The sequence below is a fragment of the Bacteroides sp. MSSM.1001136sp1_RTP21357st2_D2_RTP21359_211015 genome (genome assembly GCF_040913205.1).
Lineage (GTDB): Bacteria > Bacteroidota > Bacteroidia > Bacteroidales > Bacteroidaceae > Bacteroides > Bacteroides ovatus.
The window spans coordinates 179878-192382 of record NZ_JBDFVF010000001.1 but is presented as its reverse complement, the minus strand read 5'-3'; the positions used below and the strand labels follow the sequence as shown (position 1 = coordinate 192382).

At 42.3% G+C, this 12505-nt stretch carries 12 protein-coding genes and 1 pseudogene; 2 read left to right on the top strand and 11 right to left on the bottom strand.

Going from position 1 to position 12505, the window contains the following annotated elements; all coding sequences use genetic code 11:
• Positions 1-2 precede the first annotated feature (2 nt).
• Positions 3-425 carry an N-acetylmuramoyl-L-alanine amidase gene (locus AB5217_RS00765; RefSeq protein ID WP_004295564.1) on the top strand — a complete coding sequence of 141 codons (423 nt, stop codon included), beginning with the start codon at positions 3-5 and terminating at the stop codon, positions 423-425.
• A 442-nt stretch (positions 426-867) separates the two neighbouring features.
• Here AB5217_RS00765 and AB5217_RS00760 read toward each other — a convergent pair whose 3' ends face one another.
• The 3 genes from AB5217_RS00760 to AB5217_RS00750 are packed head-to-tail and all read right to left on the bottom strand — an operon-like array spanning position 868 to position 3399.
• Positions 868-1473 (bottom strand): acetyltransferase, encoded by a 606-nt coding sequence (locus AB5217_RS00760; RefSeq protein WP_032849624.1) that lies wholly within the window; start codon positions 1471-1473, stop codon positions 868-870.
• A gap of 2 nt (positions 1474-1475) precedes the next feature.
• On the bottom strand, positions 1476-2117 hold the full coding sequence (locus AB5217_RS00755) for a sugar transferase (RefSeq protein ID WP_008776638.1): 642 nt from the start codon (positions 2115-2117) through the stop codon (positions 1476-1478).
• A gap of 1 nt (position 2118) precedes the next feature.
• Positions 2119-3399, bottom strand: a complete 1281-nt coding sequence (locus AB5217_RS00750; RefSeq protein ID WP_008776637.1) for a DegT/DnrJ/EryC1/StrS family aminotransferase — start codon at positions 3397-3399, stop codon at positions 2119-2121.
• 217 nt (positions 3400-3616) lie between these two features.
• Between AB5217_RS00750 and AB5217_RS00745 the strand changes: the two are divergent.
• Positions 3617-3989 (top strand): annotated as a pseudogene (locus AB5217_RS00745) (IS110 family transposase); the annotation flags it as partial.
• A gap of 4 nt (positions 3990-3993) precedes the next feature.
• On the opposite strand, the gene AB5217_RS00740 reads toward AB5217_RS00745, so the two are convergent.
• The 8 genes from AB5217_RS00740 to AB5217_RS00705 form a co-directional block, all read right to left on the bottom strand.
• Positions 3994-5133, bottom strand: coding sequence for a glycosyltransferase family 4 protein (locus AB5217_RS00740; RefSeq protein ID WP_008776633.1), 1140 nt, complete (start codon positions 5131-5133; stop codon positions 3994-3996).
• A 2-nt stretch (positions 5134-5135) separates the two neighbouring features.
• The gene (locus AB5217_RS00735; protein WP_008776632.1) at positions 5136-6311 is read right to left on the bottom strand and encodes a glycosyltransferase; all 1176 of its coding nucleotides are present in this window, start codon (positions 6309-6311) and stop codon (positions 5136-5138) included.
• The gene (locus tag AB5217_RS00730; protein ID WP_032849622.1) at positions 6308-6547 is read right to left on the bottom strand and encodes a hypothetical protein; all 240 of its coding nucleotides are present in this window, start codon (positions 6545-6547) and stop codon (positions 6308-6310) included. Before AB5217_RS00730 ends, AB5217_RS00735 begins: the two co-directional genes overlap by 4 nt.
• 332 nt (positions 6548-6879) lie before the next feature.
• Positions 6880-8256: an O-antigen polysaccharide polymerase Wzy gene (wzy, locus tag AB5217_RS00725; protein WP_008776630.1), complete on the bottom strand. Its 1377-nt coding sequence runs from the start codon at positions 8254-8256 to the stop codon at positions 6880-6882.
• The gene (locus tag AB5217_RS00720) at positions 8249-9367 is read right to left on the bottom strand and encodes a glycosyltransferase family 1 protein (protein WP_032849621.1); all 1119 of its coding nucleotides are present in this window, start codon (positions 9365-9367) and stop codon (positions 8249-8251) included. The genes wzy and AB5217_RS00720 overlap by 8 nt, the downstream gene beginning before the upstream one ends.
• On the bottom strand, positions 9368-10246 hold the full coding sequence (locus AB5217_RS00715; protein ID WP_008776628.1) for a hypothetical protein: 879 nt from the start codon (positions 10244-10246) through the stop codon (positions 9368-9370).
• Positions 10221-11339, bottom strand: coding sequence for an ATP-grasp domain-containing protein (locus AB5217_RS00710; protein ID WP_008776627.1), 1119 nt, complete (start codon positions 11337-11339; stop codon positions 10221-10223). The genes AB5217_RS00715 and AB5217_RS00710 overlap by 26 nt, the downstream gene beginning before the upstream one ends.
• Complete coding sequence (locus tag AB5217_RS00705) at positions 11336-12475, bottom strand: ATP-grasp domain-containing protein (RefSeq protein ID WP_008776626.1); 1140 nt, start codon at positions 12473-12475, stop codon at positions 11336-11338. The genes AB5217_RS00710 and AB5217_RS00705 overlap by 4 nt, the downstream gene beginning before the upstream one ends.
• Positions 12476-12505 lie beyond the last annotated feature (30 nt).

The following is a 12505-nucleotide window of genomic DNA, read 5'->3' as shown; positions in this document are numbered from 1 at the left end:
CCATGCGGACTATTACATTAATTATCATTCATTGCAGTGCCACGCCGGAAGGAAAGTCCCTTTCGGCGGAGGCTTGCCGACAGGATCATATCTTGCACCGTGGTTTCCGTGATATTGGCTATCATTTCTACATCACTCGTGATGGGGAGATTCACCGGGGACGCGCTTTAGAAAAGATTGGAGCACACTGCCGTAATCATAATGCCCATTCGGTTGGTGTTTGTTATGAGGGAGGACTGGATGCGAACGGAAAACCGAAAGATACGCGTACACTGGAACAAAAAGGAGCTTTGCTTGCTTTGTTGAGGGAGTTGAAAAGGCAGTTTCCGAAAGCACTAGTCGTGGGACACCGGGACTTAAATCCGATGAAAGGATGTCCGTGCTTTGATGCGGTGAAAGAGTATGCAGAAATAACATCCTTTTAGGTTTCCACCACTGGCTTATTGTATAAAAAATATCAACGATCTTCACAGACAGTTGGTATTTTTGGAAATCATATTAGTGCTAACACTAATATGAAGAGCGAGATTAGGACAATATCACTATATTGCTCCTAATCTACTAAATGTAGGGATTCATGTTTGTCACATGAATCTAGGGACCTACATTTTTCCATCTCATTATAAATGTTCAATTATAACATAACGTATTAAAAAGCACTTTCAGTACTTCCTATTCATTTCATCTGTTTTTCATCGTTTAACGAACATAAACTTTGATTTCTTACTATACCATGATTCACACACGCTTGCGTGTGTATGTGAAAAAGCCCCGAAAAAGTGTACCTGCCGTATCCGTCGCGCCCAATAGGTTCATCACGCTACACATCGTAAAAAACAAATTCAGCCATAGTCATAGAGCAGTGCTTTAGAAGTCATAAACTTTTGCAGGACAGCCAAAAGCTGTCACATTATCGGGAATGTCTTTTACTACTACACTGCCTGCACCTATCATGCAGTTCTTACCAATGTTGAGGTACTGAATCACGCACGAGCCTACACCTATCCAAGTACCCTCGCCCACATGCGTACCGCCGCTAATGTGCACACCTGGGGCGATGTGGCAATAGTCCTCTATCACACAATCGTGATCCACTGTCGCACCCGTGTTCACGATACAATGCCTGCCGACCACCGTATCTGCATTGATCACAGCACCAGCCATCACCACTGTTCCCTCGCCAATCATAGCTGAAGACGAAACCACAGCCGAAGGGTGTATTGCGGTTGGGAAGCTGAGAGTTGAGGGTTGAAGACTAAGGGAAGAAAGCCTCTCCACAATCACCTTGCGGATACGGTTTATCCCGATACTCACAATCATAGGCGACAGCCCCATGGCATCATGCAACACAGGCAGACCGGCACACTCATTGACCTCCTTGTTATCGTCCACGAATGCCTCCACCTGTCCGCCATTAGCCTCAATAATTTCTTTGATCACCTTACCGTGACCACTTGCTCCAAATAAATACATAATCAATTCGTTCCATCAAAATAATCCATTGTAGCCGACTGGCCCGTAGTCGTATTAATGCCCTCGCGAAAGAGCACCTTCTTGATGGTAGTGAAGAATACCTTCACGTCCATGACGAGACCAATATGATTGACGTAATACACATCCAGCTCGAACTTCTTCGTCCACGAGATGTTGTTGCGCCCGTTCACCTGCGCCCAACCGCTCATGCCAGGAGTCACGTCATGACGATGGTGCTGCTCCTCGCTATACAAAGGAAGATACTTTACTAGCAGCGGACGCGGTCCGATGAAGGCCATGTCTCCCTTCAATATATTGATAAGCTGCGGCAGTTCATCGATAGAAGTCGAACGGATGAATTTCCCCACCCTGGTCAAACGGTCGGCATCAGGCAACAAGTTACCTGATGCATCTCGCTCGTCCGTCATCGTCTTGAACTTCAGTGCCTTGAAAATTTTCTCATTCTTACCCGGACGTTCTTGAGTAAAGAACACGCCCTTCCAACCATTCTTATTAGCAAAAAAGAGCAGAATGATGGTAACGAGAAATATTGGAGACAACAATGTCAATCCCACTAATGCGCCAAGAAACCCAATGGGTCTCTTAATGCATACAATATAGATTTTTTGTGATGTTGTGAGCATATTACTTTACAATAGCCTCCTTGATACAATTTACAATATAATGTACATCATCATCTGATACATAAGGACCCGCCGGCAAGCAGAAGCCGACTTTGAAGATGCCTTCCGATACGCCATTGACGTATGCTACCGCATCGGCATATACCGGTTGCTTGTGCATCGGCTTCCAGACAGGACGACACTCCACTCTCTTGCCCAGCATGAACACGCGTAATGCCTCCACATTAGCATTAGGCTGACAGTCAGTAACGGCTGAATCTACCGCCTTAATCACTCCTGCAGCACCACCAACTGCCGTCTTAATGACTTCCTTGTAGGCGTTCTCCTGTCCTAGAACCTTCACATCGGGATCGATGGTAGCAGCACAAAGCCAGAAGTTAGAATCATAGCGAGGATCAGCAGGCTGCTCATGGAGATGCACGCCCTTCACCTCCTTCAAAAGTTCCTTATATAAATCCTGAACGTGTTTATGATGAGCAATATGATCCTTGAGAACAGTCACCTGACCACGGCCGATACCCGCACAAACATTCGACATACGATAGTTGTAGCCAATCTCGGTATGCTGGTAGTAAGGATAAGCATCACGTGCCTGTGTAGCGTGCCACATAATGTTGTTGGCATCCTCGTCATTACGGCAAATAAGTGCACCTCCACCAGAGGTAGTAATCATCTTATTTCCATTGAAAGAGAGCACACCGAAACGGCCAAAGGTACCTAACACCTGTCCATCAAATCGGCTTCCCATACCTTCTGCTGTATCCTCAATAACAGGAATATTGTATTTGTTGGCTACAGCCATAATCTTTTCACAGTCGTATGGCATACCATAGAGAGCTACAGGAATGATTGCTTTAGGATATTTGCCAGTTTTCTCCTTTCGGTCAAGAATTGCCTTTTCAAGAATTTCAGGATCCATATTCCATGTCTCTCGCTCAGAGTCAATGAACACCGGCTTTGCGCCAAGGTAAGTAATTGGATGCGAAGATGCGCAAAAGGTAAACGACTGCACACACACCTCATCTCCAGACTGTACACCACAAGCAATAAGTGCTAGATGAACGGCAGCTGTACCGGCCGAAAGGCAAACCACTTTACGATCCAGCTTTGAGCCATCCGAGCAAGCATTAGCGAAATCGGCCAGATTTTGCTCAAACACATTCACATTCGGACCCATCGGCACCACCCAGTTGGTATCAAACGCTTCCTTCACATACTTCTGTTCCCACCCCTCGTCACTCATGTGAGCAAGGCAGAGATAAATAGTTTTTCTTTCTTCCATTGTATATTTCCATTTAATCATTATTTTTTTGCATAAAATTTCAACATCAAAGTGTGGAATAAGGCAGATCTTTCATTAGTCATAAAGACCGTGTAGTATGTTTGGGCCACACACTTTATTACATCAGAAACCGAATAGTTCAATGGGCTTTTAAGACCACACATTTGCAATGATAGCACACGATGTACAGATGTTGTTTTAATAAATCATTCAGACTATGACCTACGTTGGAATCGATGTCAGCAAGGCGACTTTTGTTGCCGCCTATTCGTCAGCCAAGACAAGCAGGACGAGAACATTCAAGAACACCGTAAGAGGTGTCCATGAGTTTATCCAAAACATTTCTGCCACAAAGCATCATTGCATTCTGGAAGCCACGGGCAATTACAGCACATTGCTTGTTTCCTACTTTCTGAAGCCGGGATAACCGTCAGCCTTGAAAATCCGCTGAAGATAAAAAACTTCGCCCATATCATGCTTACTGCCATTAAAACGAATGAAATTGATACCCGGCTGATTGCTCTCTATGGGGAAAAATGCAGTCTACACCTAACAAACTCCGCAGTGATTCAATTCTTATCCTTAAGCAAATTTCTATTGAGGGTTATTTTTGTCGAAACGCTCTATGATCAGCCTATAGAAGTCATAAACATCCCTTGATGTCTTCTTGGCGTTCAGCAGGTCATGCAGGTAGGTCTTTCCGTATTCTGCCATTTGCTTTGCCTCCGCAGGATTGGCTATAACCTTTTCTATCGCATCAGCAATAGATTGCGGATTGAACGGTTCGGAGAGGAAACCTGTCTTTCCAGGAATCACAATATCCGGAAATCCACCTACGTTCGATGCTATGGTAGGTACTGCCAGCATAAGTGATTCGCTTGCACCACCCAAATTCTCGGAATGTGACGGATGAACCACCATATCAAAGTCCTGATACAGGTCAGGCACATTCCTACGAGTGCCAAGGAAATGCACATTGCGCACTTTCTCCTTACCGTATACTATAACCTCCTGCTCGTATTTCTCGGCTCCTACCCACGGACCACCTATGAACACGAGATGTATATTGGGGTACTTGTCCTGAATCATAGCCACGGCATCTATTAGATCCTCATGACCTTTCAGACCTCTCTTTTCACCAAGGAACTTCTTTGGCGCATACATATAGGCCACCATACCTACTATGATGTCTTTGTCAGTCAGACTAAGTTCCTCACGGAGCAAGCCCTTCTGGTACTCTCTATCCACAAGGTCGCCACCATAATAAGTAAGAAACAGACGGCTATCATCAATGCCGCACTCCTTGTATTTATCCATCGACCACCGGCAGGTAGGAATCCAGAAGTCTTTCTTCTTTTGGGCTGTCCACAGGTCTGCCTTACGATAAATGGTGTGCTCTAGATGCAGAGGTCCCGGAACTTCAAATACTCTAGCAGTTCTGTAGTTTCTGAGAGCTAGACGCATCAACAAGGTTGTCACTACAAAGTGACTATGTACGATGTCCGGTTTCACCTCATTCACCACCTTACAAATCTGCTTGATAGTGCCCCAGGCATTCTTCACCGAGTAATTCAGTTCGTGGATATGGATACCTGCATCTTTATACTGCTGAACCAATATACCATCCACAGGCATTGCCACATGCACCTCTTCACCCATCTGCACCAGATCGCGCATCACACGAAAAGCCCAAGTAGCACCTGTTGATGTTTTAACTAAATGTAATGATTTCATTATCAGGACTGTTTTATAAGTTCATCATAGAATGAGAGTCGTCGTTCAGTAAGAATATCATTGTGGTATTTCTTCGATTCATCCCAATTCTTGTTGGCTTCGCTTTGTGCAAACTGCTTGTTTTCCACAAAACGCAACATTTTTTCAGCCAAACGATCCACATCGTTCGGCTTTACGATAGCCTCTGGACTAAGCAATTCAGGTATTCCTGCTACAGAAGAACCGATACAAGGAAGTCCGTAAGCCATAGCCTCAATCACAGCTCTTGGCAACCCTTCGGCACGAGACGCATGTACGAACAGATCGGTCTGTTCAAACTCCTTTCGTATAACATCTTGCTTTACAGCACCTACAAAATTCACATTGTCCTTCAGCCCAAGCTCCTCTGCCATCTTGATCATCGGCTGACGATATCGTCCGTCGCCAAACCAAGTCAGGAACGGATTATATCCTTTGCTCTTTACGATTGCCAATGCTTTCAGAATCACATCTGGAGCCTTGTATAACTGAGCCAATGTCCCCACTGCCAACATACGTACTTGTACGTTTTTCTCACGGTCTACAACCTTGTGAGGTTCGGCAGAATAGCAGTCATCACGAAGAATCACATTCGATGCTCCCGTTGTGAACACGCCTTCCTTCACAGGATATTTACCTTGAAGAATATGATTCGTCACATACAGAGCAGCCGAAGCGTTGTGCGTAATCTTCTGCAACTGACGCTTAGCCACCACCTGAAGTATTCTGGCAAAAGGAGATTCGAAAGCCTGAGGTGAGAGTGACTCCCAAGGGTCGCCCACCACCTCCAACCCATACGGTATTCCCTTTTTCTTGAGGCACTCTGCAGCAATGGTACCGATATTTCCCGGAACTCGACAAATGTATGCATCACCAGGGTGAATGAAAGAGTTGATAATCTTCTTGATGCTACCCTTTGCTTTCAGATAAGGTACAAGTCCTATGTAATATGGCAGACCAATGACCGACACTCTCTTGTCCTCTAACTTAAAGAGATTATCGCTCGAATGTTCAGATACGTTTTGGAGTCTTGCAGCCACATATACATGATTGAACTTACCAAGGTATCTCTGCCATAGAGCCATAGAGAAGCCTTGTGATGTCCAGATTTCTCCATTCACACTATCAAATCTCGATTCTGTAAAGAAATATAAATTCATACTTTTCTTGTTGTTTTTAAGAACTTTGCTGGCACGCCCGAAACGACAGTACCTTGTTCTACATCTTTAACTACAACGGAATTGGGCGCCACTATAGCGTTGTCTCCTATCACAACATCACCGATAACCTTGCATCCTGTAGTCAATTCTACATGATTACCAATTATAGGCCCCCGTTCTACTCCAGTCTTCACACCAATAACCACACCTGAATTGACCACACAATAGTTCCCCATGCTTTCGCAGTTGATGGTTGCTCTAAACCCATAACCTACAGAATTTGGGCGACATACATTGATGTTGTACTTCCCCGCCTTTCTACACAGTTTGAGCTTATACTAGTTGGTCATTATAGCGTGCAGGATTTTTGCAATTGGATTGTAACATTGTGAAGATGTATTGAGCCAATACTCATAGTAATCGCAATACCTTCAGATAACGATATACTCTCTATCCATCAGTATTGCCTATCCAATGCTTCAAAAAAGGCGATTCCCCATAGCATTTCACATTAACTCTCTTATCTTCAGCTAGATATAGTTTCAGGTCTTCTCTATTTAATATCATGTTATCTTCTACTAAATTTCGTACAATATAGATAGATCGGTCCTGCCACAAAGAAGATTGGACGGACGAGATTGATAAAGTTGTTCCGAGGAAGTGTCAGGAAGAACCAAAATAGAATTAATAAGAAAGCCATCTGAGCATAATTCCGTGTCTGGACACTCCACTCAATTTTTCCCAATATGCTGGCCATAAACCAACCCCAAAAGAAGAAAGCTATAAATCCTAAATATCCAAAGTTTGCAAATGCTTCGGCACACATCGAGAAACCGGTGCCATAATCTAATCCAAGAGAATCTGTTAGCCAGTCGCTAAGGTTTGCTTCTTTCTTTGCAGGGTGAATATCCCAAAAACCAAGATTAGGAATTATGGATGTGAAAGCATAAAGATATGATTTTCCATAACGATAATCTTGCTTTTCCGGAACGAGATTTCGTGTTTTTATTAAACAAAACATCGTCCCCCCCATTTCTGCGACTGCATCAATTGAGCCATTATTTTCTAATCTCATGGATTCCAAACTTGCACTTCTGCCACTTTCAACACGAACATTTGCCACATACGATAATACTTGCAACAATACAAATGCACCTATACAGCCCACTAGCAACCATTTTTTTGTAAGCCTTTTCACCAAATAGTTATATAGAATAACTATAAGAGCGATAAGGATTACTGCAAATGTTCGACCACCAGTAACCAAGATTACCACGATATTTACTACGAAGAAGAGAGTTATGCTTCTTCTCATTGTCTTGTGTTTTCTATATGATATATATAGGCAGATAAGCGACGGAATACAATAATCCGCAATAATACCTGACCAGTTTGATAGCCCCACCTTGTCTTCTCCTTGATAAATTGCAGCATAACCACTTGTCATAGAAATAATCATTTTTTGAACAGTTTCCATCGAATATGGTATAACTGAAACAATAAAAAGAAACCACCCAATCCTTCTTAAACTGTATGTATCATCAACGGATATTTCATCATTATAAAAAGTCTGCCTATTCGTAGAATAATAAGATGCTCCAACTTGGAAAAATGCAAGCATTATTAAAGTGAGAACTTGTGCTTCAAAAATTTCAGGAATGGTACAACCTCTAAATCCTACAAGGGTCCGTTCAGACTCAAGCCCCAAAGCCCACAAGAAAGACTGACCATAAGAAAAGATATAAAGTGTTAGGAGAAATATTATATAAGGAGAGATAAACTGATTTCCCCTCTTCATCCAGCTCATGATGCAATAAATCAGCTGCACCAATCCGAACCAGCCCATCATACTCAACGATTGCATAGTAGGGTAATCGGTAGTATAGCCAACAATTGCATACACACAACTCATAAATATGAGTAGTACTTTTTCTTGTCTAAACATTACCGTTATAAATTTCTACGAGTTGTTTTACTGTTGACTTCGAGTCAAAACCCGCTTTCTTAATCTGTTCAATATTGTCTGGACGCCCCCATTTCTCTTTCCACTCCTCTATGCACTTTGCCCAATTAGCAGCAGGCTCGTTGATGGATTTGAAAAGGATTGTTCCCGTAATATCAGAATCGTGCGAGATAGTATCGGATGCTACTACTGGCAGCCCTGCTGCCTGAGCCTCTACAAGTGATACAGGAAGCCCCTCAAACCAAGATGGCATCACGAAGGTATCCATTGCCTGCATCAGTCGTACTACATCCGAACGTATTCCGGTGAAAATGACAGCATCCTTAAGACCTGCTAACTCTGCCTTTGTTTTCACCTCCTGCATAGTATCGCCTTCACCCACAAGGAGAAGTTTAATCGAAGGCATTGTCTTGTGAAGTTCTGCAAGTATATCCACAAGGAAGTCTTGGTTCTTCAGAGGAATGAAGCGACCTACATGACCTATTACGAAGTCGTCTGCACCAATACCAAACTCTTGACGAACCTCTGCTCTTATGGTTTCGTTGAAAGTATACTGCTCGCAATCTATTCCATTGTTCACCATCATTGCCTTTGAACGAACGCCTGTATATTTGTAGAGCCAGTCAAGAGCCTTATCTGAGCATCCCAGATAGTGGGTAGCATAGGTATGTACTTTCGCCTTGTTTATGTAGTGCAGAATGGTATGCACCCAATGCAGACGGAGTGACTTTTGGATAGACGAACTATGCGAGTGGAAGATACGCACAGGAATGCCGTATTTCTTGGCATAGTAAGCTGGATCAATGGATGTCAAAGACGATATATGCTCATGAATAGCTATATAGTCATGATGCTCTCGGAAGAAATCGTCCAACGCTTTATGATATGCCTTATACCCCTTGTTACGGGCAGGCAGATGATAAATGTTTGCTCCAAATGACTTTGCCTCTTCCTCATAGTCTCCACCAGCTACCTGAGCAAGCAAAAAATCAAACTGAATCTCATTTCTATCGATGGAGCGATACATATTCATTACAAAGGTCTCGAGTCCTCCTCGTTTGAGACCGCCCATTATCTGTAGTACTCGTTTCATTTATTTCTTACCAATCAGTTTGAAAAGGAATGTCAGCACTCGCCCCATTACAGGATTACGATATCCTCTAACATCGATTACTATTAATCCTTTATAGTTATTGAAAGTATGTACTCCATGGTTGTACTTGAAGGTGTTCGGATAAAAGCTGTTCACATCCTCGAAACTCCATTTGCCATCTTTCATTGTTATCTTCTGGAGAATCACGCCATGACCATAACGCAAAGTGCAATCCTGTGCAGGACGGTACAAGTGACCATCTACCGCAAACACCTCTCCTGCATTACGACCGCATAATATAGGAAACTCCACTGTAGCAACTCGCTCTGCGACTTTCAGGTTCTCTCTATCAAAAGTGTAAATCTTTACTGATTTTGAGTTGGTATCCGGCACCATTGTAGTGCAAAGATAAGACTTACCCTCCATCTCGAAGATGGTAGCATCAGCAAATGGTTCTTCTGCCAGATGATGAAGAGGTGTCAGTTTGCGAGTCGCATCATCATATTCATAAACAGTAGAGCAACCAGATGCAGAGTTCTCGGGTATCAGATACACTTTGCCGTTTTGACGAATAATGAATGGAAAAGACAAATGTGTAGGCAGATCAAGAATAATCTCAAAACCTTTCTCTTCAAAAGTCTTGCAGTCTATCACTACACGTGCTATACGTCCACGACGAATATCGTAGCAGTATTCCTCAGCAAGGATAATTATCTCACTCTCCGTAACATCGAGAATGAACGGATCTGCGAACCAACGGTCGTTGATGCGCTTCTTCACCCAATGAATCTTAGGATTCTTGTTCTTGAGAGTATCTGCAAGTCCCTCCTCTATGAATCCCAAGTTCCAAAAATTATGTCGTAATTCGCGAAGTTTCATTTATTATCTTGTTTGTAATTTGATCTAAAAGACAAGCAAACAATGGCCCCCTGTCAATCTTGTTATAGAGAAACTTACATTGTGCCCCTCTCAACTCTTTTAGCCACTGAGTAAAGCCAACATTTCTCCTGATAACATGTGAGAAGTCTTTATTCTCGACCATTGATGTGATTTCAGAAATTTGTTTTGGCTCTAACTTATTACCCAAAACTGAATCAACATACATAGCAGGAAGATTGACTCCCGCTACTGCCATAGAATAGCAGGTAGCATCATTTCGCAGATTAAGTTCAATGAACACATAATCTTTTCCGTTAAACATCGCCTCAACTCCAAATAAACCCACGTAGCCTATCTTCCACAACATAGTTGCCGAATAAGCTACAAGTTGTTCCGTTGTAGTATTATGCTTCTTGACGCTCGAATATGTTGTTCCTCCCAAGAATTCGCGATGCTTCAAAATATAACCCGGAACAAAGATTTCGTCTTTGGTAATAAGTCCTGGTAGCACAATCTCATGCTCATTTTTTATCAACTCCTGGACTTGAAGCATAACTCCATCGGGAACTGAAATTACAACATCCTGAAGTTCTTTTGTATTATTACAATGCCATATATGCTTTCCACCTACATAGCTTTGCAATGGCTTAACTATACATGGGAAAGTTGAGAAATCGCCAACACTATCCTTATTGGTATAACAAGCAGAAATAGGTGTTGCAAAGCCTACTTCCTTAGCTAGTTCAACCTGCCTTTGCTTATCCATGAAAGCAGTCAGAACCCCGTCTGCACCTGCATTAAAGAAATCATAATACGAGTGCACCTCCTCATAATGCATATCAAATACTTGTGACACGCCATCTGCACAACTAATAATAATCGGCTTGTCTTGCCCTTTGTTGTTCATTGCCCACTGATACAAAGCATCAGCATCTTTTAGGAATGTAGCATTTTTTACATATTTTGACTTGGAGACAAAACTTTTTACACACCCTACGATGACGAGTTCTATCTGTCCGAAGGCTTCACCAATACAACGCACTACGCTCAATGTGTTATGATGTGAAGCGCCAATAATTATGATCCTTCTCATTTATAGTTTTCGCTTCTCTTAATTTTCAGTTTTCTCAATATCGGATTTATGAACTGAACAAAGAATGGCTTCATATCTCCTGAATGACTCATTAAGAAACCATTTGACTTCCGAATTTCCTTCAACCATGTCCAAACAGAAATATCGCCACACGCAACAGAAGCAAAATGGTGCATCTCCCAAATATAATAACCAGGGTGATATTCTGTCTGCTTTGTCAATGGCAAGCCGAGAAGATCTTCTACGTGATTCAATGGAAGATTAGCTCCATATTTTGTAACGAAAGCCTCTGCACCATCATTTCGCAGGTTTATCTCTGTAAAATAAAATTTGTCATCATCTTTACAATGCATCATCTCTACAGAGAATAAGCCAACATAACCAGCTGCAGATACTAAATTCTCAATACTTTTTTTAATCGGTCCATCTTCCAATGACTGCATGTTGGCCAAACACTCCAAGCCCACATGTTTTGGATAGAGAGTAAGTTTGTTTTCTATAGCAGGAATTAAACAAATTCCTGATGACAGCCCACAGCCTAAGATGCTGATTTCGTAATCACGCTTAATATATTGCTGAAGTAGCACCTTCTTTGTATAGTCAAGAGAGTTAAGATTCTTTTCAAGTTCCTCTCGCGAGCAGCACACTCGAATATCACTCTTAGCGCCTTCGCAACTTACCAATGGCTTAATAAGACAAGGATAAGTTACATCATCTGGAATTTGCTTTGTATCGTTCAGATTCCAAGACTTAGGTACATTGAAACCTGCATCGATAGCCATACGTACTTGATTCTCTTTCTTCGCAAGATAATCAAGGGTATAATTTATTGCATGTTCAAATAAGAAACGATCCTTAAGTCTTTCCTTGTTTCTTTCGAGAGTGAGAGCAGCCATATCGCAAGTAGCAATAATTGGCATTCTCTCTTGAGTATTGAAATTAGCTTCTACAAGCTTATCAATACATGCCTGTGCATCCTTTGCAGATATAACACGCTCTACATATTTACTACTCTTTACAAAATCATTCTTGAAGCCATATACAAGACCTATAGATCTATAGCCGGCTTTACCTAACGACTGGATTACTCCAACGCTATTGGTATGGTCATTGCCAAAGACAATTACTTTCTTCATTTTCTATCTGACTTATCGAAACCAGATAGT

What these genes read in the sequence shown, in the direction of transcription:
- AB5217_RS00730 (WP_032849622.1), bottom strand. Translation starts at nt 6,547, where the DNA reads ATGGGGAACTATTGTGTGGTCAATTCAGGTGTGGTTATTGGTGTGAAG.
- AB5217_RS00765 (WP_004295564.1), top strand. Translation starts at nt 3, where the DNA reads ATGCGGACTATTACATTAATTATCATTCATTGCAGTGCCACGCCGGAA.
- AB5217_RS00705 (WP_008776626.1), bottom strand. Translation starts at nt 12,475, where the DNA reads ATGAAGAAAGTAATTGTCTTTGGCAATGACCATACCAATAGCGTTGGA.
- AB5217_RS00735 (WP_008776632.1), bottom strand. Translation starts at nt 6,311, where the DNA reads ATGAATTTATATTTCTTTACAGAATCGAGATTTGATAGTGTGAATGGA.
- AB5217_RS00750 (WP_008776637.1), bottom strand. Translation starts at nt 3,399, where the DNA reads ATGGAAGAAAGAAAAACTATTTATCTCTGCCTTGCTCACATGAGTGAC.
- wzy (WP_008776630.1), bottom strand. Translation starts at nt 8,256, where the DNA reads ATGTTTAGACAAGAAAAAGTACTACTCATATTTATGAGTTGTGTGTAT.
- AB5217_RS00755 (WP_008776638.1), bottom strand. Translation starts at nt 2,117, where the DNA reads ATGCTCACAACATCACAAAAAATCTATATTGTATGCATTAAGAGACCC.
- AB5217_RS00715 (WP_008776628.1), bottom strand. Translation starts at nt 10,246, where the DNA reads ATGAAACTTCGCGAATTACGACATAATTTTTGGAACTTGGGATTCATA.
- AB5217_RS00710 (WP_008776627.1), bottom strand. Translation starts at nt 11,339, where the DNA reads ATGAGAAGGATCATAATTATTGGCGCTTCACATCATAACACATTGAGC.
- AB5217_RS00720 (WP_032849621.1), bottom strand. Translation starts at nt 9,367, where the DNA reads ATGAAACGAGTACTACAGATAATGGGCGGTCTCAAACGAGGAGGACTC.
- AB5217_RS00740 (WP_008776633.1), bottom strand. Translation starts at nt 5,133, where the DNA reads ATGAAATCATTACATTTAGTTAAAACATCAACAGGTGCTACTTGGGCT.
- AB5217_RS00760 (WP_032849624.1), bottom strand. Translation starts at nt 1,473, where the DNA reads ATGTATTTATTTGGAGCAAGTGGTCACGGTAAGGTGATCAAAGAAATT.